The 26,935-nt window shown below is 64.5% G+C and carries 24 protein-coding genes; 8 read left to right on the forward strand and 16 right to left on the reverse strand.

The window, feature by feature from the left end:
• Positions 1–115: 115 nt before the first annotated feature.
• From ACYQ4T_RS16690 to ACYQ4T_RS16705, 4 genes are read right to left on the reverse strand one after another with little or no spacing between them, the layout of a single operon-like run.
• Positions 116–1,033 carry a DMT family transporter gene (locus ACYQ4T_RS16690; protein ID WP_459856373.1) on the reverse strand — a complete coding sequence of 306 codons (918 nt, stop codon included), beginning with the start codon at positions 1,031–1,033 and terminating at the stop codon, positions 116–118.
• The gene (locus tag ACYQ4T_RS16695) at positions 1,034–1,798 is read right to left on the reverse strand and encodes a class II aldolase/adducin family protein (RefSeq protein ID WP_459856375.1); all 765 of its coding nucleotides are present in this window, start codon (positions 1,796–1,798) and stop codon (positions 1,034–1,036) included.
• 13 nt (positions 1,799–1,811) lie between these two features.
• Positions 1,812–3,470 (reverse strand): choline dehydrogenase, encoded by a 1,659-nt coding sequence (locus ACYQ4T_RS16700; protein ID WP_459856377.1) that lies wholly within the window; start codon positions 3,468–3,470, stop codon positions 1,812–1,814.
• Positions 3,467–4,621, reverse strand: coding sequence for an aromatic ring-hydroxylating oxygenase subunit alpha (locus tag ACYQ4T_RS16705; RefSeq protein ID WP_459856379.1), 1,155 nt, complete (start codon positions 4,619–4,621; stop codon positions 3,467–3,469). Before ACYQ4T_RS16705 ends, ACYQ4T_RS16700 begins: the two co-directional genes overlap by 4 nt.
• Before the next feature lie 111 nt (positions 4,622–4,732).
• On the opposite strand from ACYQ4T_RS16705, the gene ACYQ4T_RS16710 reads away from it, so the two are divergent.
• The gene (locus ACYQ4T_RS16710; protein ID WP_459856381.1) at positions 4,733–5,716 is read left to right on the forward strand and encodes a GlxA family transcriptional regulator; all 984 of its coding nucleotides are present in this window, start codon (positions 4,733–4,735) and stop codon (positions 5,714–5,716) included.
• Between the two features lie 9 nt (positions 5,717–5,725).
• Here ACYQ4T_RS16710 and ACYQ4T_RS16715 read toward each other — a convergent pair whose 3' ends face one another.
• Positions 5,726–7,498, reverse strand: coding sequence for a hypothetical protein (locus tag ACYQ4T_RS16715; RefSeq protein WP_459856383.1), 1,773 nt, complete (start codon positions 7,496–7,498; stop codon positions 5,726–5,728).
• Positions 7,499–7,933: 435 nt separating this feature from the next.
• Here ACYQ4T_RS16715 and ACYQ4T_RS16720 point away from each other — a divergent pair, with 435 nt between their 5' ends.
• The gene (locus ACYQ4T_RS16720; protein ID WP_459856385.1) at positions 7,934–8,119 is read left to right on the forward strand and encodes a hypothetical protein; all 186 of its coding nucleotides are present in this window, start codon (positions 7,934–7,936) and stop codon (positions 8,117–8,119) included.
• A 6-nt stretch (positions 8,120–8,125) separates the two neighbouring features.
• Here ACYQ4T_RS16720 and ACYQ4T_RS16725 read toward each other — a convergent pair whose 3' ends face one another.
• On the reverse strand, positions 8,126–9,634 hold the full coding sequence (locus ACYQ4T_RS16725) for a YifB family Mg chelatase-like AAA ATPase (RefSeq protein WP_459856387.1): 1,509 nt from the start codon (positions 9,632–9,634) through the stop codon (positions 8,126–8,128).
• 448 nt (positions 9,635–10,082) lie between these two features.
• Here ACYQ4T_RS16725 and ACYQ4T_RS16730 point away from each other — a divergent pair, with 448 nt between their 5' ends.
• Positions 10,083–11,288: a hypothetical protein gene (locus ACYQ4T_RS16730; RefSeq protein WP_459856389.1), complete on the forward strand. Its 1,206-nt coding sequence runs from the start codon at positions 10,083–10,085 to the stop codon at positions 11,286–11,288.
• A gap of 30 nt (positions 11,289–11,318) precedes the next feature.
• Here ACYQ4T_RS16730 and ACYQ4T_RS16735 read toward each other — a convergent pair whose 3' ends face one another.
• The gene (locus tag ACYQ4T_RS16735; protein WP_459856391.1) at positions 11,319–12,359 is read right to left on the reverse strand and encodes a GlxA family transcriptional regulator; all 1,041 of its coding nucleotides are present in this window, start codon (positions 12,357–12,359) and stop codon (positions 11,319–11,321) included.
• A 212-nt stretch (positions 12,360–12,571) separates the two neighbouring features.
• Between ACYQ4T_RS16735 and ACYQ4T_RS16740 the strand changes: the two genes are divergently transcribed.
• A complete protein-coding gene (locus ACYQ4T_RS16740) occupies positions 12,572–12,847 on the forward strand; it encodes a DUF4242 domain-containing protein (RefSeq protein ID WP_459856393.1) in 276 nt (91 codons plus the stop codon).
• Positions 12,847–13,086, forward strand: coding sequence for a DUF1127 domain-containing protein (locus ACYQ4T_RS16745; protein WP_459856395.1), 240 nt, complete (start codon positions 12,847–12,849; stop codon positions 13,084–13,086). Before ACYQ4T_RS16740 ends, ACYQ4T_RS16745 begins: the two co-directional genes overlap by 1 nt.
• A gap of 4 nt (positions 13,087–13,090) precedes the next feature.
• On the opposite strand, the gene ACYQ4T_RS16750 is transcribed toward ACYQ4T_RS16745, so the two are convergent.
• Positions 13,091–13,495 (reverse strand): ester cyclase, encoded by a 405-nt coding sequence (locus ACYQ4T_RS16750; protein ID WP_459856397.1) that lies wholly within the window; start codon positions 13,493–13,495, stop codon positions 13,091–13,093.
• Positions 13,496–13,875: 380 nt separating this feature from the next.
• Between ACYQ4T_RS16750 and ACYQ4T_RS16755 the strand changes: the two genes are divergently transcribed.
• Entirely contained in the window at positions 13,876–14,043 is a 168-nt protein-coding gene (locus ACYQ4T_RS16755; RefSeq protein WP_459856399.1) for a hypothetical protein, read from the forward strand.
• An 8-nt stretch (positions 14,044–14,051) separates the two neighbouring features.
• On the opposite strand, the gene ACYQ4T_RS16760 is transcribed toward ACYQ4T_RS16755, so the two are convergent.
• Entirely contained in the window at positions 14,052–15,179 is a 1,128-nt protein-coding gene (locus ACYQ4T_RS16760; RefSeq protein WP_459856401.1) for a phosphatase PAP2 family protein, read from the reverse strand.
• A 367-nt stretch (positions 15,180–15,546) separates the two neighbouring features.
• On the opposite strand from ACYQ4T_RS16760, the gene ACYQ4T_RS16765 reads away from it, so the two are divergent.
• The gene (locus ACYQ4T_RS16765) at positions 15,547–17,739 is read left to right on the forward strand and encodes a tetratricopeptide repeat protein (protein WP_459856404.1); all 2,193 of its coding nucleotides are present in this window, start codon (positions 15,547–15,549) and stop codon (positions 17,737–17,739) included.
• A gap of 52 nt (positions 17,740–17,791) precedes the next feature.
• On the opposite strand, the gene ACYQ4T_RS16770 is transcribed toward ACYQ4T_RS16765, so the two are convergent.
• The 6 genes from ACYQ4T_RS16770 to ACYQ4T_RS16795 form a co-directional block, all read right to left on the reverse strand.
• Positions 17,792–19,225 carry an amidase gene (locus ACYQ4T_RS16770; RefSeq protein ID WP_459856407.1) on the reverse strand — a complete coding sequence of 478 codons (1,434 nt, stop codon included), beginning with the start codon at positions 19,223–19,225 and terminating at the stop codon, positions 17,792–17,794.
• Positions 19,226–19,242: 17 nt separating this feature from the next.
• Positions 19,243–20,679, reverse strand: a complete 1,437-nt coding sequence (locus tag ACYQ4T_RS16775; RefSeq protein ID WP_459856410.1) for an amidase — start codon at positions 20,677–20,679, stop codon at positions 19,243–19,245.
• A gap of 65 nt (positions 20,680–20,744) precedes the next feature.
• Positions 20,745–21,773: an extracellular solute-binding protein gene (locus ACYQ4T_RS16780; RefSeq protein WP_459856412.1), complete on the reverse strand. Its 1,029-nt coding sequence runs from the start codon at positions 21,771–21,773 to the stop codon at positions 20,745–20,747.
• Between the two features lie 77 nt (positions 21,774–21,850).
• Positions 21,851–22,666: an ABC transporter permease gene (locus ACYQ4T_RS16785; RefSeq protein ID WP_459856415.1), complete on the reverse strand. Its 816-nt coding sequence runs from the start codon at positions 22,664–22,666 to the stop codon at positions 21,851–21,853.
• Positions 22,659–23,654 carry an ABC transporter permease gene (locus ACYQ4T_RS16790; RefSeq protein WP_459856418.1) on the reverse strand — a complete coding sequence of 332 codons (996 nt, stop codon included), beginning with the start codon at positions 23,652–23,654 and terminating at the stop codon, positions 22,659–22,661. Before ACYQ4T_RS16790 ends, ACYQ4T_RS16785 begins: the two co-directional genes overlap by 8 nt.
• Positions 23,655–23,661: 7 nt before the next feature.
• On the reverse strand, positions 23,662–24,753 hold the full coding sequence (locus ACYQ4T_RS16795; RefSeq protein WP_459856421.1) for an ABC transporter ATP-binding protein: 1,092 nt from the start codon (positions 24,751–24,753) through the stop codon (positions 23,662–23,664).
• A 248-nt stretch (positions 24,754–25,001) separates the two neighbouring features.
• Here ACYQ4T_RS16795 and ACYQ4T_RS16800 point away from each other — a divergent pair, with 248 nt between their 5' ends.
• Positions 25,002–25,982, forward strand: a complete 981-nt coding sequence (locus tag ACYQ4T_RS16800) for a DMT family transporter (RefSeq protein WP_459856423.1) — start codon at positions 25,002–25,004, stop codon at positions 25,980–25,982.
• Between the two features lie 3 nt (positions 25,983–25,985).
• On the opposite strand, the gene gshB is transcribed toward ACYQ4T_RS16800, so the two are convergent.
• Complete coding sequence (gshB, locus tag ACYQ4T_RS16805) at positions 25,986–26,933, reverse strand: glutathione synthase (RefSeq protein WP_459856426.1); 948 nt, start codon at positions 26,931–26,933, stop codon at positions 25,986–25,988.
• Positions 26,934–26,935 lie beyond the last annotated feature (2 nt).

The following is a 26,935-nucleotide window of genomic DNA, read 5'->3' on the forward strand; positions in this document are numbered from 1 at the left end:
ATGAAACCGCGCGGACACACACCATCCTCCGGCGATCGGACATGCCGACCCGGTTCCCGAATGTGTTCCGTCCGAAAACAACCAGCGGGATGGAGGGGGGTTCCCCGTCGCTCCCTCAGCGCTCCGGCGCGACCGGCAGCGGAACCGGTGTTGGAGCGCCGCCACCGTCCCGGCTGGATAGAACATCGCCGAGGCCGGCCGAGAGGATCATGGCGCCGCCCAGTAACTGCGGCCAGGTCAAGGCGTCGCCGCTCAGCCAGGCGGCGGTCACGGCGCCGGTCAGCAGCTCGGTCATCAGCAGAATGCCGGTCCGCACCGGGCTGATCCGCTTGACACCCCAGAACAACAGCAGCTGTGCCGGGACCCAGCCGAGCCAGGCAATGGCCAAAACCCAGGTCCAGCCCGCGGCCAGCGCCTCCGGGGACGGCAATGCGGTGCCGCCGAGCAGGGCAAGCAGCAGCGCCGGCCCGATGCCGCCCAGGAAGAAGCCGGCCGAATTGGCGGCGGTCCCGATATGCGTGTTACGCCGGATGACCACCGCGGTCACCGCCCAGATCACGCCGCAGGAGAGCGCCATCCAGTCGCCGAGATTGCGCGGCAGCGGCCAGCCGCCATCGGCGGAGAGGATCACCACGAGGCCGGTCGCCCCGAGCGCCACGCAGCCCAGGCGAGCGCGCGAAACCCGTTCGCCGAGCCAGAACCGGGCGATCAGCACGCTCCAGACCGGCGAGAGATAGAACAGGAAGATCACGTTGAAGACGCTGGTATAGGCGTAGGCGTTGGAATAGAGGCAGAAGGCACCGCCATTGCCGAGCGAAAGCCAGATCAGGGAGCGCCAATGTGCCCGGAGCTCGCCGCGCGCGATGAAGGCGAGCGGCAAGGCCGCCGGCAGGCAGGCAATGAAGATGGCCGCCGTCGCCCATTCCCCACCGAAGCCGAGCGAGGTCAGCTCCCGCAGCGGCAGCCAATAGACGCCCCAGGCGCCGCCGACCAGGGCGACGCTGGCCGAAGCGGCCCAGGACCGAAGCAACATCTACTGCCGGTAATCCGGCTCTTCGACATCGAGGATCGCCTTGACCTCATTGAGGTGATCGTCGGCGAGATGCGGATAGTCGAGCCACTGCTTTGCCGTGACGCTGGCGACTTCATGCGAGGCCACGCGCAGCTTCTTGCCGGTGGCATAGGCGATCATCAGGGTCTGCGCTGCGCGCTCGAAATAGACCATCTCGTCGAAGGCGAAGGCGATCGACGGCCCGGTGACGGTGAGCCCGTGGTTGCCCATCATCAGGATCGACTTCTGGCCCATGAGGCCGGCCAGCCGGTCGCCTTCGGCGTCGGCCAACGCCATGCCGCCGAAATCGGGATCGGTGGCGACCCGGCCGTAGAAGCGCATCGTATTCTGGTCGATCGGATACATCGTGCTGTCTTCCAGCCCAGCCAACGCCGTGGTGTAGATCGGGTGGAGATGCATCACGCAGCGGGCCTCGGGCAGCAGCGCGTGCAGCCGGCCGTGGATGAACCAGGCCGTGGGATCCGGCGCGTCGGACCGCCTCAAGGTCGCATGGTCGCTGGAATCGAGCAGCAGCAATTCGCTCGCCCTGACCCGGGAGAAGTGCCGGCCGCGTGGATTCATCAGGAATTTCGAACCGTCCTTCGACACCGCAACCGAGAGGTGATTGGCGACCGCCTCATGCATCCCGAGCCTTGCGAACCAGCGGAAGCTGGCGGCGAGATCGACCCGCGCGGCCTGGATCTCGGAATCGGACAGCATGTCGTCGTTGCGCAGCATGACGGTCATCGGTCGGCACTCCTTAACGCTGTGACTTTTCCCATTGCGGGTGAATCCAGACCGGCGCCTCGCTCGGCGTCAAGGCCGGAAGCCCGCGGATCATATCGGCCGCCTTCTCGGCGATCATGATGGTCGGCGCGTTGGTGTTGCCGCTGACGATCGACGGCATGATCGAGGCATCCACCACCCGCAAACCCTCCAGCCCATGCACGTTGAGTTGGTCATCGACCACCGACAACGCATCGGTGTCGCGCCCCATCTTGCAGGTGCCGACCGGATGATAGCAGGTCTCGACCGCGCGCCGCACCCAGCCATCGATCGCCGCATCGCTCTTCACATCATGCCCCGGGAAAAGCTCGTCGCCACGGAAGGGATCGAGCGCCGTCTGCGCCAGGATCTCGCGGATCAAGGCGACGCTGCGGCGGAAATCGTCGCGGTCGCGTTGGCTCTGCAGGTAGTTGAACAGGATCGACGGTGGCATTCTTGGATCGGCGCTCTGCACTTCCACGCGGCCGAGGCTTTCCGGCCGCAACAGGTCGATATGCACCTGGAAGCTATGCTCCCGTCTGGTCTCCACCGTGCCTGGCATCACCGCCAGCGGCATGAAGGTGAACTGCAGGTCGGGATGCTCGATTCCGGCCCGGCTGCGGATGAAGCCGCCGGCCTCGAAATGGTTGCTGGCCGCTGGCCCGGATTTGGCCAGGAACCATTGCGCCCCGGTCAGGAATTTGCCCGGCGCCCGCGCCCTCTTCGCCAGGGTCACCGGCTGCTTGCAGGCATATTGCACGACGATGTCCGGGTGATCGCTCAGGTTCGCGCCGACCCCGGGCAGCGCCTGCTTGATCTTCACGCCGAGGCGCTGCAACAGCGCCGGATCGCCGACACCGGAGAGCTGCAGCAATTGCGGCGAGTTGAACGCGCCGCCGCAGAGGATGACCTCGCGCTCAGCCTGCGCGGTCTCTCTCCTGTCGTTCAGCGCGTAAGCAATGCCGGTCGCGCGCCTGCCCTCGAACAGGACCTTCAGTGCCAGCGCGCCGGTGATGATCGTGAGGTTCGGCCGGTCGCGAACGGGATCGAGATAGCCGCGGGCCGTGCTCCAGCGTTTGCCGCCATGGGTGGTGCGGTCGCAGGGTCCGAAGCCCTCCTGCTGCGCGCCGTTGCAGTCAACCGTCACCGGATAGCCCGCCTGCCTGCCGGCCTCGATGAAAGCCTGGCCGAGCGGTCCGGCATTTCCGTTGGGCGAGGAAACGCGCAACGGTCCCTCGCCGCCGTGATAGGTGCTGGCGCCGTCCTGGTGATGCTCCGCTCGCTTGAAATAGGGCAACAGGTCGGCATAGCGCCAGCCCTTGTTGCCCGCTTGCGCCCAGCGGTCGTAATCCCGGGCGTGGCCGCGCACATACATCATGCCGTTGATCGAGGACGAGCCGCCGAGCACGCGGCCCCTGGGATGCGAGAGGCGCCGGTTGTCGAGATAGGGCTCGGGATCGCCGACATAGGCCCAGTTGAACCGGTCGGTTGCCAGAAGGCGGCCGAGGCCCGACGGCATGTCGATCTCCCACGCGCGCGCCTCCGGTCCCGCCTCCAGCAGCAGCACCCGCACATCCGCATCCTCGGTCAGCCGCGCGGCGAGCACGCAGCCCGCCGACCCGGCGCCGACGATCACATAGTCGAAGGCCTTCACTGCGCAGCCATCAATGCCGGCTTTACAGCCTGGTGCACCAGGCTGTGGAAATGATGCACCAGGTGCTCGCTCTCATTGCTGCGTTCGGCGTCGATCAGGTAACGGCCTTGGTTGTAGCCGAAGGACTTGAGCCCCTTCTGGTTGGTGACGTTGAGCTCGATGTCTTCCGGCCCGAGCTTCTGGTTCATCCATTCGATGCAGGACTTGGTCACCGCCGGCATCGCGCGACCGGCCGGGCCGTAATAGCCGAAGCGCAGCAGCGACTTCTCCGGCTCCAGCGGGATCATCAGAAACGTCCCGCAGATATCGGCGAAGGGGAAACAGTAGAAGGTAGTGTTCGGCCAGATCCCGATGTTGAAGAACCAGTCGGTCTGCCAGGTAGCGCCTTGCAGCGGCACACCGTAGGCCGAGGCGACGTCGCCTTTCGGCGGGCCGATATAGGTCCACCATTTGTCATGGGCTTCCAGCGCGTATCGCTTGAAATCGATGAGGGCCGCCAGCTCCTTGTGGACCGGCCCGGAAAGGCCGAAATGATAGCCCTCGATCGAATTGTCCATGATGACCTTCCAGTTCGACGGCACGATCACATCGACTTCGGAGATCAATTTCATGCTGGCGAGATCGGGCAGGAACTGCGCCATCTTCGCTTCCGCGCCCTGCGAGATGCTGGCGAGCGGCGCGGCATCGGGATCCATGTTGATGAAGACGAACGAGCCCATGACCTCGAGCTTAACGGGCTTCAAGCCGTATTGCTTCTTGTCGAAATCCGGCAGGCGCTCGGTGCGCGGCGCATTGCGCAAGCCCCCGGACCGGTCATAGCACCAGGAATGATAGCCGCAGCGGAATACCGGGCCGGCGCTGCCGCGGCGCTCGTTGACCAGCCGGTTCCCGCGGTGCTGGCAGGCATTGTAGAAGGCGTGCAGCTTGCCCGCGTCATTGCTGACGATCACCGACTGGTCGAGGATGTCGAAAGTGACGAATTGGCCGGGCTCGGCGAGCTCGCTCCTGTGGGCGACGCAATGCCAGGCCGGGTAGAAGATCCGCTCGCGCTCCGCCTCGAACACCTGGGGATCGTAGAAATAGCGGGCGGGCAGGGTCATCGACCGCTCCGGTGCGGCCTCGCTCCAGTGCAGCGACTTCTGTTGAATCATGGTCCGTGTTCCTTCGGGCAGGCGCGTGAGGTTGACCGCACGCTACGACGGTGCGACAAGTTGACTTGATCGAAAACGTCGTACTGCCGTCGTAAAAGATCAGAGAGACCGATGGCCGCCAGTCCTAAAGAGATCGGCATCCTGCTGCTCCCGAGCTTCTCCCACCTTGCGCTCGGCGCGGTGGTGGAGCCGCTGTTCATCGCCAACTGGCTCGCCGGCCGGGCGCTCTACCGCTGGCGCACGCTCTCACTTGACGGCAAGGCCGTGCGGACTTCCAGCGAACTATCGGTGCCGGCGGATGTGGGCACCGCCGCGGGCACGGCGTTCGACGCGCTCTATGTCCTCGCCAGCTTCGACGTGAAGCGTCTTACCCTTGACCGCGGCCTGAAGGCCTGGCTGCGGCGGGTGGCGCGCCATGGCGCCGCCATCGCCGCGGTCGAGACCGCCTCGGAAGTCGTGGCGGCTGCGGGTCTGCTCGACGGACGCAAGGTGGCGGTGCATTGGGACAACCTGCAGGGCTTCGCCGAATCCCATCCGCAATGCCGCGCCGTCGCCGAGCTTTATACCGTATCGCCCGGCCGGCTCACTTGCGCCGGGCACAGCGCGATCCTCGACATGATGCTGCACGGCATCGCCGCGGATCACGGCGCGAATCTCGCCGGCGAGATCGCCGCCCATCTGATGCTGCCCGGATGGCGCAAGGGCGAGGACAGCCAGCCCGCTCCCGGGATTAAGCCGCGCAAGACCGCGGACCCGGTGCTGGCGCGCGCCCTCGCCCTGATGGAAAAGAGCATCGAAGAGCCGATTCCCTGCAGCACCATCGCCCGGCGGGTCGGTGTAACCGCGCGCCAATTGCAGCGTGTCTTCGCCCGGGAGCTGGAGACGACGCCGATCCGGCACTATCAGAGCCTGCGCCTCTCCCGCGCCCATGCGCTGCTGCAGCAGACCGATCTCTCGGTCACCGAGATCGCGGTCAGCGCCGGCTTCAACTCGCTGGAGCATTTCTGCCGGCTCTACCGCCGCCAGTTCAACTGCCGCCCGCGCGACGACCGACGCCAGAGCGTCGCCGCGCCAGTGTTGCGGCGGCGGGCCTGATTATCCGGGTCAGGCCGACGGGTCGTCCTTGTCCTTCCGCTCTTTCGACGGTTGTCTCTTGGTAGACCCCTCGCCGGTCTCGTCGCCACCGGCCTTGTCCGTCCTCCCGCCGCCGCCTTCCTTGGCAAAGCTGTCCTGTAACCGGCTTTGCGCCCAGTCCCAGACCGTGTCGCTGAAGACCGCGCCTACCAGGCAGGTGAAGAGCACCACGTAGGGATTGGGCTCGGCGTTGGTGCCGAAGATCGCCAAGCCGCCATAGACCGCTAGGAAGACCACGACCGCTGCCGAAACACCGCGGATCACGACACCGGCCAGGTCCTCGACCAGGGCACCGTCACCGCCGCTCCTGCGCGACACTTCGCGGACGAAGGTCGAGCAGGCGGCGCCGAGCAGGCCGAAGCCGAGCAAGCCGACGATCAGCACCAGCGGCTGCGATTCCGAGCGCAAGAGCCAGCTGATGGCGACGCCGAACGAGCCGACGTAATTCTCGATATTGCCGCGGAGCGGGACGGGCTCTTGCGGACTGCGGAACGCGCAGTTCTCCACCGCGGTGTGGTACAGGCCGGTGTCGTCCGCATCACCGCCATAGTTCCCTGCTCCGGAATAGGGTTCGGGCGGACCCAACTGCTGCTGTTTCATGTCGCCGCCGTCGTAGTAGCCCGGCGTCGGCTGGCCGGGCTTGCCCGACAGGGCGACGATCGCCGCGCGCTGGTAGGCGAAGATCGCCCGGTGGCAGTCGCTCAGATTCTGCTGATGTGCATTCATTCCGCGGATGAACCAGCCATGCATCGCGCGATAGTGGTCGATTGTCGCCCGGGCGCCGATCCGCTTGAGGTTGACGGTTTGGTAGGTCGAAATCGCGATCGATTGCAGCGCGGCCAAGCTCTCGGCGATCTGTCTCTTCAGGGCCTCCGCATTGTCGATGAGCTCCTTGTTTCTCGCGGTGGCGAGGGCCTTCCGGCTGTTGAACTCGGCCGTCGCCACGCCCTGGCCTTCGGCCGACTTCTGGATGCTGTCCGAAGCGAAGGGGTCGGCCACCAGCCGGGTCCCGGTGTCAGCGCCGAGGGCATCGCTCAGCGTCTTCGCCGAGTCTTCAAGCAGCTTGGTCAGCGACGCATCATCGACCTCCTTGGGCGTATCCTCGCGCTCGAGGGTCGGGATCGCGGCAATGGAGGCGAAGCTGAGGTAGCTGGCGAAGGCCAGCATCGCGAACAATGCGAGGTTCTTCACTGTCGCCGGTCTCGCCTTGGCGGCCGCGCGGATGCGGTCGAGCGTCGGGCTCGGTGGATCGACGTTGAAGATCAACACCAGGACATGCGCCGTCAGGACCCAGACGGCCAGAAGGTAGATCGCTGTCTGAAGCAAGTCGCCGGCCTCGATCGGGATCTCGCCGTAGCCGCCGGTTCGCGTGAAGGCCTGAAGGATGTCCTGTACGAACTGCAGGTAGATCTCCCATGCCCGGGAGAAGCACTGGGCAGCATCTTCGACGCCGCCGCACGCACTGGCGACGCTGGACGTCGAATAGGCGATGGCGCGGGGCGAATAGAACGCGAGGCTCCGAACGACGTCCGAGAAATAGGCGAAAACGTCCCGGACGAAGGAAGGAAACAGCAACAAGGCGATGGCGAGAGAGATCAACCGCACCGACTTGTCGGTGTGGACGAAGCCGATCGCGGCTAAGCGTCTCACCAGCCAGACGACGATCTTCACGACCAAGAAAGCGACCAGCAGGAAGGTCAGCAGCGCGATCAGGCTGTACAGCGGAACTGCGACTTCTGACATGATCTCCCCCTCGCGCGATATGTCAGCGGGCCTGCACGGGCTCCCCGTGCTTGTGCGCTCTTACTCCACTTCGACTTGTAATTGTGCCGCCAAGGCTAGTCCGGCCGGCCGGATCTGTCCAGCCAGGGCGGGGCCGCTGCTCAGAGGGTGGAACCCGACTTTAACCGTTGGGTCGGTTGCCGGGCGAAATCAGGCAAAGAGGCTCCGGACGCCACATGGCAGTGCAGGAGAAGCACATCCCCCTCGTGGGCGGCCTCAATCCGTTCCGGCTGTTCGACGACAATAACCGCAGCTTCCTGGGCTTGGTCGCCGGGCAGATCGCCGGCGCCGTCGCCAACGCCCAAGCCTACGAGGAGGAGCGCCGCCGCGCCGAGGCGCTCGCCGAGATCGACCGCGCCAAGACGTCTCTCCGGCGACGCGCTCGCGGCCGTCGCCGTGGAGCGCCGACCCGGCCTCGGCATCGTCTTCGCCTCAGGCTACGACCGCCTGCCCAACCGCAACGACGCGTTGAAGGGCACGGTGCTGTTGCAGAAGCCCTATGATGAAAGCGCGCTGGCGCATGCGCTCAATTCCGTCACCGCCGGCCGCGGCGATGGAGCCGCGCCCCGAAAGAGCCGGTGAAGTCCGTCACCGCCCCGGCGCGATCCGGCGATAGGAGAGCGCCTCCGCCACATGCACCCGCCTCACCGGCGCGCTGGCTTCGAGATCGGCCAAGGTGCGCGCGACGCGAAGCACGCGGTGATAGCCCCGCGCCGAGAGCTTGAACCTCTCCACGGCTTGGGTGAGCAATTTCAATCCGTCGGGCTCCGGCGTCGCGACCTGGTCCAGTAATTCGCCATCGGCTTCGGCATTGATGCGGATGCCGCGATCCTTGTAACGCGCGCTTTGGATCGTGCGTGCTTTGGCGACGCGCGCCGCGACCTCGGCGCTGCCTTCGGCCGGGGGCGGCAGCGAGAGATCGGCGGCGGCGACGGCCGGCACGTCGACGTGGAGATCGATGCGGTCGAACAGCGGACCGGAAATGCGCGACTGGTAGTCCATAGCACAGCGCGGGGCCTTGCCGCAGGCCAGGGATGCATCGTCAAGATGCCCGCAGCGACAGGGATTCATCGCCGCAACCAGCTGCACCCGCGCCGGATAGGTCACATGCGCATTGGCCCGCGCGATCGTCACCCGGCCGGTCTCCATCGGCTGGCGCAGCGATTCCAGGGTCTGGCGCTGGAACTCCGGCAGCTCGTCCAGGAACAAGACGCCGAGATGGGCGAGACTGACTTCACCCGGCCTGGCGCGCAGGCCGCCACCGACCAGGGCGGGCAGGGAAGCCGAATGGTGCGGGTCGCGGAACGGCCGCTTGCGGATCAATCGCCCTTCGCTCAATGACCCGGCAAGCGAGTGAATCATCGAAACTTCCAGCGCCTCTGCCGGATCGAGGGGCGGCAGGATCCCCGGAAGCCGCGCCGCCAGCATCGACTTGCCGGAACCCGGGGGCCCGATCATCAGCAGGTTGTGGCCGCCGGCCGCCGCGACTTCCAGCGCGCGCTTCGCGGTCTCCTGGCCCTTGATGTCCTTTAGGTCCAATTCGCGCTCATTGAGCGCCGCCATCTTCGGCTCCGGCGGGCTCAGGACCTGCGTGCCCTTCAGGTGATTGATCAGCGCGATCAGATCGGCCGGCGCCACGACGTCGATCTCGCCGGCCCAGGCCGCCTCGCCGCCTTGCGCCGCCGGACAGATCAACCCCATCTCGCTGGAGGCCGCGTGGATCGCCGCCGGCAGCACGCCGGAAACCGCGTTGATCCGGCCGTCGAGCCCGAGCTCGCCCAGCACCGCAAAGCCTGCCACCGCATCGCTCTCGATCGCCCCCATCGCGACCAGCATGCCAAGCGCGATCGGCAGGTCGTAATGCGAACCCTCTTTGACGAGATCGGCCGGCGCCAGGTTGACGGTAATCCGCTTGGGTGGCACGCCGAGGCCGATCGCGGTCAGTGCGGCATGCACCCGGTCTCTGCTCTCACGCACCGCCTTGTCCGGCAGGCCGACCACGTTGAAGGCGGGAAGCCCTTGCGCGATCTGCACCTCGGCATCGACACCGAGCACGTCGATGCCCTGGAACGCCACGGTGCGGACCCGCGCCACCATCAGCGCGTCGCCTCAGTTCGAAATGCCAGCCCCACCGCTTATGCCCCTCGACCCCGGCCCCGCGCGATGATGGCAAGACCGGAACGAAAGCGCAACGGTCGCGTGCTTTGCCTCTCCACGCCATACTTGTGTGAGGCTGGACACTTTTTCTTTTCGCGAGCATGATAAGTGCAACTGAAAATAGTTCGGACGCCTTGGTGGTGAAGCGAATGCCAACATCATTTCAATCCGACATTCGGCCGCTGTTCCGAGTGAAGGACATCTCGCAAATGCGAACCTTCGGGGGGTTCGACCTTTCTGTCTATGGTGATGTTGTCAGCCACTACGACGCTATCCTCCGGCGCCTCGAGAAAGGAGATATGCCCTGCGATGGAGCTTGGCCTGAAGAGCGGGTTGCGCTGTTTCGTCGTTGGGGCGACGAGAACTTTCCGAGCTGAAAGGGTGGACTATGAAGCTCTACATATCGATTAGTGGCGCTGCCAGCTGCGTGGCCGTAGCCTTGGTGCTATCTAATGCTGCGGCACAGGACAAGGCAGCGTTTGTTGATCATTGTCGAGTAGCTCCAAATCGAGCTGACGCGCTGGACAATCCCAATAAGCATGCCTGGGATCTGTTTCAGGTTTTGATGCACCCGGCTCTCCCAAAAGAGGCTTCTCGGGGTGAGCCTGACTGCAGCAAGCCGCTCGGCGCGCCGGGCACGACCTCAGTATGGGAGACTTGGAGGTTGGCGCGTACGGAGGTGTTCCTTGAGGACGGCTCGTTTCCTCCATCATGGGATGATCTTAGTCTTCCGTCCGGGTTTCTCGGTGCGACGCCTGACACTACAACCCCCGGAGAGAGCCCGGGACACTCCATCGTAGTCGCGAAATTGATGGATAGGCGGAATGGGTCACTCGGGCCGTTGTTCGATCCTGAGACCGATCAAAGCATCTTCACGAACCGCGGTGGGATCGGCGAAACACGTATGAATCGCTCGACCTATGAGTTCATCCGGGCGAATTGCCTGCACAGCCTGGACGGACTGAAGCGCTACGCTTCTGCGGTGAAGAACGGCAGTAGGCCGCCGATTCGCTTTCCGGATGATTCCATTGAGGTGAAGGCTGTCTGGCTGGAATTTGCACCCGACGCTCTCGCCAACGGAGTTCGCGACCGCTACTACTCGATCGAACACGAGGGAAAAGTCTACGGTTTGACTTCATTCCATGTGCTTACGAAAGACGTGCCTGACTGGTTCTGGGCGACATTCCACCATGTCGATGCGCCGCCTAACGAGTTTGAACGAAAAGACACTTACGGTCGTCCCCTCGCGCTGGAGACCACTGTCTGGAAGTACTATGTGCTAGGCGGGACCCAGATCAGCTTCATAGAGCCGAATCTCAAACCTAACATCTTGTCGGACCATTACATCGAGTTTGGCTTCCAGCGTTCATCTTGCATTACCTGCCACGCGATGGCGCACGGGACCGCCGAAGGCGTGAACGGACAGGATTTCGATGATCCAACCGGACCAATTCAAACAATCGATGTCGGCGTTCCCAGCCCGAGTCCTTTTGATAGCGCGGAGCACTTCTATATCCAGACGGACTTTCTGTGGTCGATTCCATTTCGAGCAAGAGCAGAAAAGGCGGCACCACCAAATCACTGCAAGTTCTGAGGAGGCGCGGCACTGACAGCGCCCACCTGTCTAGACCATCACCCCCATCTCCCGCACCGCGTCCGGCAGGCGCTTCCTGCGGCGGTAGACGGCGGGGGTGTCGGCGACCAGGCGCTTGAACAGGCGGCGGAAGGAGACGGTGTCGCCGTAGCCGACTTCGCAGGCGACGGTTTCAACCGGGTCGTCGGTGGTCTCCAGCATCTGCTTGGCCTCCTCGATCCGCAGACGCTGCACGTAGTCCAACGGCGCGGTGCCGGTCGCGTTCTTGAAGCGGCGGTTGAAGGTACGGCGCGAGAGGCCGGAGATGCGGATCATCGAGGCGACCGGATCGCCCGCGGCGTAATTCTCCGCCAGCCAGGCCTGGCATTCCTGGATCAGCTTGTCCTTGCCCTGCATCTTGGTGGTGAGGCGCGAATAGGGGTTCTGCCCGTCGTGATGCCAGTCGAACAGCGACATCTTGGCGAGCCGCCGCGCTTCCTCCGGCCCGGCGAAGGCGCCGACCAGGTAGAGCACGAGATCCATCCATGACGTGGCGCCGCCGGCGGTGACGATGCGGTTGTCCTCCGCGGCGGAGACCAGGATGCGGTCGGCCTGCCAGCGCACATTCGGATATTCGGCCTTCATCGCCGCGGCGAAGGCCCAATGCGTGGTCGCGTCCTTGTTGTCGAGCAGGCCGGCCTCGGCCAGCAGATAGGCGCCGCTGCAGGCGGAAACCACATGGGCGCCCTCGGCATGGGCGTGCTTCACCCAGTCGATCAGTTCCGGATTCTCGCGGCCGAACTGCGCACCGGAGGAGATGAGCAGGGAGGGCACGAAGACGATGTCGGTATGCGTGGCCTCGCTGAAGGTGCGGTGCGGCTCGAGCCGCACGCCGGTCCCGGTCATCAGCGGCTCCCGGGTCGCGGCCACGATCTCGGGGCAGAAGCGCGGTGTCTCGGTCTCGCCCATGACCCGGTTCCAGAGCGTGCCGACCGCCCAAAAGGCGTCGTGAATCCCGACTGCGACCCAGGGCTCGGCATCCGGCGCGACCACGATCGAGACTTTGATTTGATTCCGCGAGATCTGGTTCATGTTGAGGTCCTTCCCAAACGCAGTGTGCGGACTCTGGCAGGATCCGTCCGTGATGTTCATCACAACTGTGGGAAGTCTGGCAAGTCTCGCCCCACCCGGTCCCATCCACCACTGTCGGCGGGAGGGCGACCGGCAGAGGGTGAGCCCGTCCACCGCGCCCCGCGGCGGGCGCCAGGCCGGGTCCGACCCGGCCTCACACAAGGATCAGAAAGATGCGTCGTTTCGTTATCGAGCGCGAAATCCCGCAGGTCGGATCGCTGGACGGCCAGCAGCTGAAAGCCGCCGCCGCCAAGTCGAACGCGGCCCTGGCCAAGCTGTCGCCGGACATCCAGTGGGAACATTCCTACGTGGTCGGCGACAAGACCTTCTGCATCTACATGGCCAAGGACGAGGCGGTGATCCGCCGCCACGCCGAGATCAGCGGTTTCCCGGCCAACAAGATCACCGAGGTCCGCAACGTGATCGACCCGCTGACCGCGAGCCGGTGATGGGTCTGCAGCAGATGGCGGCGCCCCGTCTCCTGGCGCGCCGGCGTGCCGCGGCCTTGCGGACCGCTGCCGCGCTCATGGCCCGGTGGCAGCGAGCCGGCGATACCGTCTTGCTCTGGCTGGAACGTTATCGCCAGCGCCGCGCCCTCGGCGCCTTGAGTGATCACATGCTCAAGGACCTGGGGCTGTCGCGCAGCGATGCCGGGCGCGAGGGCGGCAAGCGGTTCTGGGAAGGTTGAGGGCTCAGCCCTGCAGCTGGCGCATCAGCGTCGGGAGGTCGATCAGGTTCCAGCTCTCGCGGATCTCCCCGCCGGCCACGCGCCAGAAGGCCATGCAGCAGAGCTCGATCCGCCGCCCGATCGGCGGCACGCCGCGGAAGCTGCCCTGGTGCGTGCCGCGCCAGGTGCCGCGCACGGCCACCAGGTCGCCTTCCGCCACCAGGTCCTCGATCGTCACGGTGAGATCGGGGAAGGCGGCGCGCAGCGAGCGCGCCTGCGCCTTCACGGCTTCAGGTCCGTTCAGGCCCGGATTGGCATGATCGACGAAGTCAGCGGCGACCTGGCGGTCGATCACCGAGGGCCGATAGCCATTGGCGGTGGAATCGTAATGCGCCCGGATCAGCGCCTTGTTGGCTTCGGCTTGATTCATCGCTGTCCCCAGTAATGGCGATGAGAATGGTCGCGTCCGGTCCGGCGATGGTTCGGAGCGCGGCGAACGCTGCGATCTAAGTCCGCGCCTGGGCGATCCGCTATGATGCCGGTCACAAGCCGCGCGCGACAGGGATCACTGGACAGCCCGCGGCCTCACCGCTAAAATGTGCGCACCATGACCCAATCGCGCGCCGTTCCTCTCAACCGATTTTGGTACCGCTGGTACAATCCGGCGGTCTAGGAAGCGCACGCAAGTTGCTCAACCCGAAGCCGCCCGATCCCGAGGCGGCTTTCGCATTTCCAGGCCCAATCTCCCGGCCGAGAATATCGAGAAGACGCCCTAGAGATCGATCGGCTTCCAACCTTGGAGGCCTATCCATGACTCGATCCACCCAAGCCCTCGCGCGCTCGGCCGGGGCGGCGTTCGACTTCGACGTCGTGACCGACGGTCCGGCAAAGCCCAAGCCGGTGCCCCATCCGGAACCGGCGCGGGAGACGCCGCCGCCGGAAAGCCAAGCCCTTTTGCGTGAAGGCGCCGACGCCTGATTGCCGCGTCAGGCCGGCGCCGATTGCAGCTCGGCCGGAACCGGGCGCAGGCGGCTCAGCAGACGCTGAACCGCGCCGACGCCGGTATAGATCGCTGCGGCGCCGAGGCTGCCGGCATAGCAATCGACGGCGTAATGCCAGCCGAGATGCACTGCGCCGACCATGATCAGGATCAGGTAGAGCGTCGCGGCGATGCGCGGGATGCGTCCGAACGGCCAGGCCAACAGCACGTAGAGCGTTGCCGCGGCGACATGGATGCTGGGAAAGGCGGAGATGCCGGTGCCGAGTTCCGTGGTGCCGAGCTGATGCACTTCCCATAGATAGCGCTGGAACGCGATCGCGGAGAAATCGCCGTTGGGATCGACCTGGGTCAGATAGGAGAACAAGCCGGCATAGTCGTTGACCGTAGCGCCGGTGAACTCGAACCAGAACGGTCCCGCCGACATGAAAGCGCCGGCCGCGATGTTGCCGAGCAGGACAAGCACGAGAAGATAGCTGATCAGAAAGCGTGTCCGCAGCGGACAGTGAGGGCGGCGCAGGGCGACGCCGAACGGGACCGCAACCAGCAGCACGCCCCAGAACGCGTAGGCGCCCTCGAGGAAGCGGGTGACCAGGGGATTGTCGATCGCCAGCCACTCCCAGGCGTGCTGGCCGAAGTGCAGCTGCTTTCCGATCTCCATGAAGCGCGCGTCCCAGGTGAAGGGCAGCACATCGTTGAGCAGGGTCTTCACCGCCGTGAAGCCGGACATGAAGATCGGCCAGGCCAGCAGGAAAGGCGCGGCGGAGATCAGGTGCCGCACCAGGTCGGATGGTTGCCAACCACCCGAGAAGAACAAGAGGCGCCGGTCGATTCGCCCCTGCCTTTTGCGAAGCGTCAGAATGGCCCCCAGCGTTATCGCGTAGAGCAGATAGCTGACATAGAAGGGAATGACATAGAGGTCGGGACGGAAATCGACCCCGCGACCGAGCGCCCGGCAGAGCAGTGCGGCCACCGCCGTGTAGACGATCATCAGCAGCGGAATGGCCAGATTGGCGCCGTGCCAGCCATGCTGGCTCGCGAACGATCGGGCTCGTGCCGCCCGTCGCCGCAAGGCGGTGCGGAGGTTCGAGGCGGCGGCGCGGGTTGTGTCGATCATCGATTGCGACAGGCTAGAAGGATGACAGAAGGCCAGTGTGATTCAGAACCGGTTGCGCAGCAACTGAAACTAATTGTATCAAATGCAATATACATTTCCAGGTTGTGTTATATTCCCAACATGCAACGGCTGATGCCTCTGCCTTCCGATGGCGTCGGGCCGGAAGGCACACGCGGGGACATCGAGAGCGATGGCGTCGTCTGCTTCATGCTCCAACGGGCGAATAGACGCGGAACAGCGCCATCATTCCCCCCGAGGGTAAAGGGTTGCTTAAAGCTTCGGCCCTAGCCTGATAGGACTATGGCCGCGGCAACCGCTTTGCTATCTTTGCGCCGGCTGGACATTGCCCATCGCTGACTGGAATCCGATGAAGTTCACCGCCCTGTTCCGCCGATCACGCTTGCCCGTGCTTGGCGTCGCTCTCCTTGCGCTGAGCGTCGCAATCGCGGCCCAAAGCAGCGCGTCGGCCGCCGGCTTCGGTGACGACGATCGCGTCTCGCGCGCTCGAGAAAAAGGCACGTTCTACGGGGCGATCGGCCTGGTGGAGCACAGCGACGGCGGCGGCGCCGAGCTCGGCACCGGATTCCTGGTCTCGCCCTGCCATGTGATGACCGCCTATCACGTGGTTGCCGGCGAGGGGAAGATCACAGGAGACGACACCGCCACCTTCTATGTCGGCGAAGGCAACATCGGCCCCGATTACGACGGCGGCCGGCGCTACGCCGAGAGCGCGAAGGCGCACCCGGTGGTCTGGGGCGATTTCGTCGATGACGACGACGGGAAGATCGCCAAGCGGGTAAAGGCCGCGCAGGCCAATGGTTGGAACGACTGGGTGCTGATGAAGCTCGACCGGTGTCTCGGCGACCCGCAGCAGGGTTGGGGCTATCTGAAGCTCGCGCCGGAATCGACGCGCGACCTCGCCCGGTCCGGTCTCACACTGGACGCGATCAGCGTCGGCCTGCCGAAGGACAAATCCGAGCGGAAACTGACCGAGGATCCCAGCTGTCGCGTCATCGGCCAGATGTCGGAATCGGGATGGCAGCACGATTGCCTGACCTTGCCCGGCAATTCCGGCGGCCCGATTCTGGAACGCAGCGCGGAGGAGCCCGGTGCCTGGCCGCGCGTGCTGGGGATCAGTGTCTCCCTGATCCTGCTCGAAGGCCTCGATACGGAGGCCGCGGAGTCGGCCCTGGTCTCGGCCGATGACCCGAGCTACTTCAGCCTGCTCTCGAATGCCGTGCCGGTCTCCGCCTTCATCAACAAGGTGGCGCAGTACCTGCCGGACGAGCCGGAGATCAGCGCCTACATCGCCCGCCAGGGTCGCGACACCGGCTACAGCCGGGCCGATGACATCGACTATGACGCCTCGATCGCCGATCTCACGGCCGCTCTGAAGGCAAGGCCGCAGGATGCGGAACTCTATGTCCGCCGCGGTCTGTGGCTTGCGGCGGCGGACAAGACGGACGCGGCAATCGCCGATTTCAGCAAGGCCTTGGAGCAGCGACCGGGCTATCCGTCGGCGCTGCTGGCGCGCAGCGAGAGTCTCTCGGACCGCGACGACAACGCCAAGGGGGACCTCGAGAACGCGATCGCCGATCTCACCGCGCTGATCGACCGCTTCAAGGATTCCGCCGAGCTGATCATGAGCCGCGGCTACATCTACATGCGCGACCGCAAGTTCGATCTGGCCGCGGCCGACTTCACGGAGTTCCTGCGTCTGCGGCCCGAGAGCAGCGCCGCTTTGCGCGCCCGCGCCGGCGCCTATTCCGATCTGAAGCAGTACGACAAGGCGGCCAAGGATTACGACGACGCGATCGAACGCGACATGGCCGACCGCGATCCCGGCCTGCCGTTCTCCTACGTCGCGCGCGGCAACTTCTTCTCGCAGCTCGGCCGCGATACCGAAGCCCTGGCCGACTTCGACCGCGCCATCGCGCTCTATCCATCGGCAAGCTCGGCGCATAGCGGCCGTGCCTACGCCTTGTTGCAACAGGGCGACTACAAGGGCGCGATCAAGAGCTTCGACCAGGCGGTGAAGTACAACGACAAGGCGTCCTTTGCACTCGGCGGCCGCGCCAGCGTCTATCAGGTCCTCGGCGACCATGCGGCATCGCTACGCGACTACCGCCAGGCGGTGGAGCTCGATCCCAGCGAGCCTTTCATCAAGCTGCTCTATTTCGTCGAGCAGCTGCATGCCGGCCAGACCGAGGCGGCGAAACAGAACTTCGCCGCATTTGCCGCCGACTCCCGTTATGAGGATTGGCCGCGCACGCTGGCACAATTCTTTGCCGGCGAGATCGATGCTGCCGCCGTCGAGCGCGCCGCGGCCGAAGCCACGACCGACTTCGAAAAGATGGCGCGTGCCTTCGATCGCGATTTCTATCTCGGCCAGGCCGCGCTGATCGCCGGCAACAATGCCGAAGCGGTGAAGCGGCTGGGCGCGGTGGTGGCGACCGGCGAGCGGCAGTACATGGAATACAACATCGCCGCGGCGGAGGTCGCCAAGCTCAAGGGCGTCGCCCAGACCGACACTCCGCCGGCCAACACCACGGCGAACTGAGCTAAGCCGTCATGCCCGGGCTCGGCCCGGCCATGGCGATTGCCTTCGTCGCCTAGAGCTTCGGCCGGTGCGCGTTGTCGCGGTACCAGCCGCCCACCGCCGCCTCGTAAGCCATTGCAGCCTGGAACACGGTCGCATCCTCATAGCTGCGGCCGATGATCTGGATCCCGGTCGGCACGCCGTTCTTGGCGTGCCCCGAGGGCACCGCCAGCACCGGGCAACGCGACAGCGTGTTGAACGGCGTGGTCATGCACCAGCCGAGCACCGGGTTGAACTTCGAGACTTTGCCATTGATCTTCAGCACTTCAGGCCCGGACATGAAATCCGCCTTCACCGCCGGCAAAGCCAGGGTCGGGCAGATGAAGGCATCGTATTTCTCCATCATCGGGCCGAAGGTCTCGTACATCTTCGCCGCCCCCTCCATGGCGCCGAGGAAATCCGCCGCCTTGGATTTGACCGCTGCCTTGGCGAAGTCGAGCGCGTAATAGGTCATGATCTTGCGATGCTTCTTCGCCAGCTTGGCGAGAGAGCTGCCGAACAGATGGTCTAGATGCGCGACTCCGGCCTCCAGCGCCCAGGGCCCCCAGCCGAGGTCGACCTCCTCGACCGTGGCGCCAAGGCTCTCGAAGGCCTCGAGCGCCGCTTTGGTGTTGGCGACCACTTCCTTGTCCACCTCGAAACAGTTGAGGTCGATGGAATAGGCGATCTTCCAGCCCTTGATCGGCTTGTAGTCAGTCGGCAGCGTCAGCTTCGGTTTGAGGCTGGCGATGTCGGTCGGCGACGGCCCGCAGATCACGTTCTGCAGCAGGATCGTGTCCGCGACCGAGCGGGTCATCGGCCCGGTATGGCAATAGGGATCGAGGTTGAACGGCGGGTCGTCGGCGTTGCGCCCATAAGGCGGCTTGTAGCCGACCACGCCGGTGGCCGAGGCGGGGATTCGGATCGAACCGCCGATGTCGGAACCCATGGCGAGCGTGGCGGCACCTGCGGCCAGCGCCGTGCCCGAGCCGCCTGAGGATCCGCCCGGCGTGAATTTCGGATTCCAGGGATTGCGGGTGATGCCCCAGGCCTTCGAATGGGTGACCGAGCAGCAGGAGAATTCCGGCGTCGCGGTGCGCCCGACCACGATGCCCCCGGCCTTGAGGATTCGCTCGTTGTTGACCGAGCTCTTCTCCGGGATCGTATCCTTGGTGATCAGCGAGCCGAAGGAGGTCGGCTTGCCAGCGATATAGCTCTCATCCTTGATCGCGATCGGCAGGCCTTCCAGCGCACCGGTTCTCCCGCCCCTGGCATACTTCGCCTCGGCCTTCCTGGCGAGGTCCATCGCCTCGTCGAAATGCTTGTAGGTATAGGGCTTCAGTTTCGGCTGCACCTGCTCGGCCCGCGCGATCACCGCTTGCATCAGCTCGACCGGCGACAGCTTCTTGGCCTTGAACCGCGCCAGCGCCTCGGTCGCGGTCAGATAGCAGAGTTCCTGGTCCGCCATGGTCTCCCCCCTGTCTCTTAGATTTGCGGCCGCTTTCCGGCCGTGTTGTACCAGCCGCCGAGTGCCGTCTCGTAGGCGATGCCCGCCTGGAAGACGTCGGCGTCGCTGTAGGAGCGGCCGACGATCTGGATGCCGGTGGGCACCCCGTTCGACGCATGGCCCGACGGCACCGCCAGCACCGGGCAGCGTGACAGCGTGTTGAAGGCCGGCGTCATCACCCAGGCGAGATCGGTCGGCAGCTTGGTGAGCTTGCCGTTGATCCGGATCTTGTCGCGCGAGAGCTTGAAGTCGGCCTTCACCGCGGGCAAGGCGGTGGTCGGGCAGATGAAGGCGTCGTATTTCTCCATCATCGGCCCGAAGGTCGCGTACATCTTCGCCGCGCCCTCCATCGAGGCGAGGAAGGTCGAAGCCTTGGACTTTCGGCCGAACTCGGCCAGCTCGATCGCGTATTCGCACATCAGCTTGCGGTGCTTCTTCAACTGATGCTCGGCGAGATAGGTGCCGAACAGGTGCCAGAGATGGCCGGTCGCGGTCTTGAGCGCGTCGATGCCCCAGCCGAGATCGACCTCCTCGACCGTGGCGCCGAGACTCTTGAACACCTCCAGGGCGCGCCTGGTGTTGGCGACGACATCCTTGTCGACCTCATAGAAGCCGAGATCCATGGAATAGGCGATCTTCCAGCCCTTGATCGGCTTATAGCCGGTCGGCAGGGTCAGCTTCGGCCTGAGGCTGGCGATATCCGTCGGCGAGGGACCGCAGATCACGTTCTGCAGCAGGATCGCATCCGCCACCGAGCGCGTCATCGGCCCGGTATGGCAATAGGGGTCGAGGTTGAATGGCGCGTCGTCGGGATTGCGGCCATAGGGCGGCTTGTAGCCGACCACCCCACAAGCCGACGCCGGAATGCGGATCGACCCGCCGATATCCGAGCCCATGGCGAGCAGCGAGGTGCCGGCCGCGAGCGTCGCGCCTGAGCCGCCCGACGAGCCGCCGGTGGTGAATTTCGCGTTCCAGGGATTGCGGGTGACGCCCCAGAGCTTCGTGTTCGTATAAGTGGCGCAGGAGAATTCCGGCGTTGCCGTTCGGGCGTGAACAATGCCGCCCGCGCGCAGGATGCGCTCGTTGTTCGGCGAGGTCACGTCCGGCACGAAATCACGGGTGATCAGCGAGCCGAAGGAAGTCGGCTTGCCCTTGATGAAGCTCTCGTCCTTGATCCCGATCGGCAGCCCCTCGAGCGCGCCGGTCTTTGCCCCCTTGGCGTATTTCGCCGCCGCCTTCTTCGCGAGGTCCATGGCCTCGTCGAAATGGGTGAAGGTGAAGGGTTTGTACTTGGACTGGATCTTCTCCGCCCGCGCGATCACGGCGGACATCAACTCGACCGGCGAAAGCTTCTTCGCCTTGAACAGCTTCAGTGCTTCGGTGGCGGTCAGATAGCAGAGTTCGACGTCCGTCATGATTTCTCCGGCAGCAGGCGCAAAAAAGGGGCCCGGGATCGCCGGGCCCCCTTCGCCGAGTGGGCTTACTTCTTCAGGTTGGTCCAGATCTTATTGTAGATCTCGACCACCTCGGGCGGGCAGGGCGGCACGAACTCGCTGCTGGTGCCGGCCGGCGGGTTGATCTCCGGCGCGTTGCCGAATTCCGGCGGCAGGAACTTGTGGCTGCCCATGATGCCGTTGTCGTATTTTGCGAAGTCGGAGATCAAGGCGGCGTTCTCCGGATCCATGATGAAGTTCTGGAACAGCTTGGCGTTCTCGACGTTCTTGGCGCCCTTCAGCACCGCGACGTTGTCCATCCAGCCTTCCATGACCTCCTTGGTCATGGCGAACTTCACGGTCGGAACCGCGATCCGCATGCGATAGGCGGCGCCATTCCAGGTCTGGGTCACCACCACGTCACCCGAGGTCATCTTGGTGATGGTGTCGTAGCTGAAGGTCTTCCAGTTCGGCTTGGCGGCCTGCAGGATGTCGTTGACCTTCTTCAGGTCGGCCTTGTCGGCCGAGCAGCGCGGCACGTTGGCGAAGCGCTCGGCGGCGTGGATGAGCGAGTTCATGTCATCCAGCACGTTGATCTTGCCCTTGAGCTCCTCGGGCGGGTCGAACAGCAGGCCGATCGAATCCATCGGGCCCTTGTACTTCGCGGTATCGACCGCATAGGTGGTCAGGCCGAACTGCCAGGGCACGGAGTAATTCCGGCCGTCGTCCCAGTAGACGTTGACGAACTTCGGATCGACGTTCTTGAAGTTCTCCATCTTGTTGGGCTCGGTCTTCTCCAGCAGCCCCTCGTCGATCATGATCTTCACGGTGTAGTCGCTGGGCACCACGATGTCGTAGCCGGTGTTGCCCTCGCGCACCTTGGACAGCATGGTCTCGTTCGAGTCGTAGTCGTCCAGCGTCACCTTCACGTTGAACTGCTTCTCGAACTTCTCGATCAGCTTGGGGTTGGTGTAGTCGCCCCAGTTGTAGATATGGAGCTCGCCGTCGGCGAGCGCAGGCAGCGCGCCGGCGGTCAAAGCGACCACCGCGGTCATGCCCAGAAGCCATTGTTTCATGATACGTCTCCCTCTTCTTTCTTGAAGCCTCGTTGGTGTTTCTTGGACTTTGGTCCCGCTCACGCCTTCCTTCCCACTCAAGCCTTCCGACGCTGCGCGATCCAGAACGAGATCAGGATGAACAGGACGGAAATACCGAGCAGGATGGTGCTGATGGCGTTGATCTCCGGCGTCATCGGCCGGCGGATCATGTTCCAGATGTAGAGCGGCAAAGTGGTCTGGCCGGGCCCGGCGATCAGCTGGGTGATGGTGAAGTCGTCGAACGAGACGATAAAGGCCAGGGCCGCGCCCGAGCTGATGCCCGGCATCAGCAGCGGCATGGTCACATGCCAGAAGGTCTTGAACGGCGTCGCGTAGAGGTCGGCCGCTGCCCCTTCCAGCGTCAGGTCCATGGTCTCCAGCCGCGCGCGGATCGGCATATAGGCGAAGGGAATGCAGAAGACGAGATGGGCAAGGATGATGTTGCCGATCCCGAAATTGAGCCCCAGCGTCCGCCCCAGCAGCGCGAAGAAGGAGAGGGTCGCGACCGCGGTGATGATCTCCGGCACCATCAGCGGCAGGTTAATCACCATGTAGACGCTGTTCTGCCCCCGCCAGGGCGCCACCCGCGTCGTCGCCAGGGCCGCGAGCGTCGCGAAGATGGTCGCTCCGATCGTCGCCGAGACGGCGATGATCAGCGTGTTCTTTGCGGCGTTGTGGAATTCTTCGTTGAAGAAGGCTCTCTCGTACCACTTGGTGCTGACGCCGGAGAACACCGCCACCAGGTCATTGGCGTTGATCGAGAACACGACCAGGATCAGGATCGGGAAATAGAGCACGACCAGGCAAACCACCGCGATCGTGTGGAAGCCGAACTGGGTGCGAAGATCGACGCCTTTCGCCGCGCTAGCCATGCTTCACCTTGCCGCTGGTGACGCGCACGTAGAAGAACAGGGCCACCAGCACCGCCGACATCAGGATCAACGCCTGCGCCGCACCCAGCGGCCAGTTGCGGCCGGAGCCGAACTGCTGGGCGATCAGGTCGCCGATCATCAGGTGCCGACCGCCGCCCAGAATCAGCGGCGTCACATAGGCGCCGAGCGCGGGGATGAAGACAAGCAGGCAGCCGGCGATGATGCCCGGCTTGGCCAGCGGGATGATGATCCGGAACAACACCTTCGGGCGCGAGGCATAGAGATCGTAGCCGGCTTCGACCAGGCGGAAATCCATCTTCTCCAGGCTGGCATAGAGCGGCAGCACCATGAAGGGCAGGAAGGAATAGAACAGGCCCAGCACGATCGCGAAGTCGGTGTAGAGCATGGTGATCGGCTGCTGGATCACGCCGAACTGGATCAGCAGATTGTTGAGCAATCCCTCGTCGCGGATGATGAACATGATCGCGAGCGTGCGCACCAGCAGGTTCGACCAGAAGGGGATGGTGATCAGCAGCACCCACCAGTTGCGCTGCTTGGGCGGCCGCGTCGCCATGAAATAGGCGGTCGGAAAGCCGAGCAGCAGGCAGATTGCCGTGGTGCCCACCGCGAAGATGAAGGAGCGCAGGTAGATCTGCAGGAAGTCCGGCGAGAACACCAGCTCGTCGGTGAAGATGTCGGCCTGGAACAGGAAGGAGACATAGGCCTCGACCGAGGGCGACCAGACCACGCCGCCATAGGGCGCGGCTTTGAGGAAGGAATAGATGATGATGATGATCAGCGGCAGGATGCCGAAGATGCCGACCGTGATCAGCGCCGGCGCAGTCAGCAGCCAGCGACGCCGGCTGGCCGTCTCTTCGATGCGCCGCTGGGCCGCCTGAGCGGCGGACAGCGCCGCGGCCGGTGCGGGCCCAGGCGCAGTCGGAGGGGGGGCGGCGGAGCCGGGCGCGGCTACGTCGGTGCTCGCCATGATGGCCCTAGTCCTTCAGCACCTGCATCGCCTCGGGGGCGATGCGCAGGCCGACCGGATCGCCTTGCTTCAGGACTTCCTGGAAGCCGCGGCGGTTCTGCACCCGAACCGTGACCTCGCCGCCGGTATCGAGGTCGATGTGAAAATGCGTGTCGGTGCCGAAATAGACGATGTTCTCGACCTTGCCCGCGAGCTGGCAGTCGGCGCCGGGCTTGACGAGATCGATGCGTTCCGGCCGGATCGCCAGGGTTACCTTGCCGCCGACCGCCGCGGCCGGATCGAGCTCATGCGGCATGTCGATGCCGGAAGGCAGGCGGATCTGACCCTTGTTGCCGATCCGCTGCATGACTTCGGCTTCGATGAAGTTGGTCTCGCCGATGAAATCGGCGACGAAGCGTTCGACCGGATGCTCGTAGATCTCGTTGGCCGTGCCGATCTGCAGAATCTTGCCGCCCGACATGACCGCGATCCGGTCCGACATGGTCAGGGCTTCTTCCTGGTCATGGGTCACGAAGATGAAGGTGATGCCGGTCTCATGCTGCAGCCGCTTCAGCTCGATCTGCATTTCCTTGCGCAGCTTCAAGTCCAGCGCCGACAAAGGCTCATCCAGCAGCAACACTTTCGGGTGGGGGGCAAGCGCGCGGGCCAGGGCGACGCGCTGCTGCTGGCCGCCGGAGAGCTGATGCACCTTGCGGTTCCGCATCGGCTCCATCTTCACCAGCTTCAGCATCTGCTCGACCGTGGCGTCGCGCTCGGCGCGCTTGCGGCCCAGCATCTTCAGCCCGAAGCCGATATTCTCGGCGACCGTCAGGTGCGGGAACAATGCGTATGACTGAAAGACGGTGTTGACCATCCGCTTATAGGGCGGCAGATGCGCCACTTCCTGGCCTTCGAGCAGGATGCTGCCGGCGGTCGGCAGCTCGAAGCCGGCGATCAGGCGGAGCAGGGTGGTCTTGCCGCAGCCGGAGGGGCCGAGAAGGGTAAAGAACTCGTTCTGCCGAATCGTCACAGAAACGTTGTCCAACGCGACGACCGCGTCAGGACCCGCGCCAAATGTCTTGGTGACATTCTTGGCTTCGACCGCGGGTAATCCGGTCAAAATCCACCTATCCTTGACCGCATCTTGCGATGCAGCACCGCCCTGTTTGTGAGATTTTTAAGGTTCTTTTCACTCTACGGCAACTTGGTTTCACGTCAATCGGCAAACTCACTCGTTAATGACCCCGATGCCGAGCATGAGGGGCATGCAGAGCCGCTAATGGCATATCCGGCTGGCCGGGAATAAGCTGACTTCGATCAGGCGCCGGCTGGCGTTCTTTCCCACCCGTCTTCCCCAGCGAGACCACATTGGTTCAAACCACGACCACGACCAGGCCCGCCTCGCAGGGCGCCGGCGGTCCGGCGGGCGCCGCGATCTGGGGCATCGTCTTCGCCAATTGCGCGGTCTTCACCTTCACGGTGATGGACGCGATCATCAAGGAGATCTCGCAGAGCTTTCCGACCGGCGAGATCATCTTCTTCCGCAACCTGTTCGGCTTCATCCCGCTGCTGGTCTTTGCCTTCTGGCGCCATGGCGGGATCCCGCTGAAGACTGCGCGACCCTGGGGCCATGTGCTGCGCGGCGTCTTCGGCGTGCTCTCGATGTACTGCTTCTTCCGGAGCTATCTCGAACTTCCTTTGTCCGACGCGATCGCGCTCGGCCTTTCCGGGCCGATCTTCATCACCGTTCTTTCCGTGCCGGTCCTGGGCGAGCATGTCGGCTGGCGCCGCTGGTCGGCGGTCATCGTCGGCTTCATCGGGGTCCTGGTGATGGTGCGGCCGGGCTCCACCATGTTCGACCCGAACGCGGCCTGGCCTCTGGCGGCGGCGGTCCTTTACGCCGCGGCGATGATGTCGATCCGCAAGCTGGGCGCGACCGAACCTTCGACCACCATCGTCTTCCACTTCACCTTGTTCGCGACCCTGGCCTCGCTGCTCACCATTCCGCTGGGCTTCAACGATCCCAAGGTGGCCTGGGTCATGCCGAGCGATCCCCGCGAGATCATGCTGATCGTGGTGATCGGAATCTTCGGCGGCATCGCGCAGATCTTCATGACCATGGCCTATCAGCGCGCCCGCGCCGCCACGGTCGCGTCTTTCGACTACACCGCCCTGGTCTATGGTTTCCTGCTGGGCTGGATCTTCTTCGAGGAAGTGCCGGACGTCTTCCTGATCGTCGGCGGCGGCATCGTGGTCGCGGCCGGCATCTACATCATCCACCGCGAAACCGTCGTTGCCCGCCAGCAGCACCGCGCGCCACCGGTCCCGCCGCTCCCGACCAACGAGTAGGGGCTACTTGCGCCCGAGGCGGCCTTCGATCGCGTCCCAGATCTTCATCTCGGGCCGCGTGCCGTCGAAGCGGGCAATCTCCTGCAGGCCGGTCGGCGAGGTGACGTTGATCTCGGTTAAGTAGTCGCCGATCACGTCAATGCCGACGAAGATCATGCCGCGGCGCTTCAGCTCCGGGCCGAGAATCTTGCAGATCTCAACCTCGCGCGCGGTGAGGTTGGATCGCATCGGCTTGCCGCCGGCATGCATGTTGGAGCGCGCCTCGCCGGCCTGCGGCACTCGGTTGATGGCGCCGACCGGTTCGCCGTCGATCAGGATGATGCGCTTGTCGCCGGCCCGCACCTCGGGGAGGTAGCGCTGCACGATCACCGGCTCACGATAGAGCTGGGTGAACATCTCCAGCAGCGAGCCCAGGTTCTCGTCGTGCGGCGTCACGTGGAACACACCGGCGCCGCCATTGCCGTAGAGCGGCTTCACGATGATGTCCTTGTGCGTGGCGCGGAAGTCGAGGATCTCGGCCTTGTCCGAGGTGATCAAGGTCGGCGGCATCAGCCCGGCGAACTTGGTGACGAACAGCTTCTCCGGCGCGTTCCTGACCTCGACCGGATCGTTCACCACCAGGGTCTTCGGGTGGATATGCTCGAGGATATGCGTCGCGGTGATATAGGACATGTCGAACGGCGGGTCCTGCCGCATCAGCACGACATCGGCCTTCTGGAGCTCGATCGTCTCCGGCGCGCCCAGGGTGAAGTGGTTGCCGCGCTCGCGCCGCAGCTCCATCGGGGCGCCGCGCGCAATCACCTTGCCGTCGCGAAAGGTCAGCCGGCTGGTGTGATAGAAGAACAGCCTATGCCCGCGCTCCTGCGCGGCGAGGCCCATGACGAAGGTGGAATCGCCGTCGATATTGACATGCTCGATCGGGTCCATCTGGACGGCGACGAAGAGCGACATCT

This window comes from Dongia sp. agr-C8 (assembly GCF_054658695.1).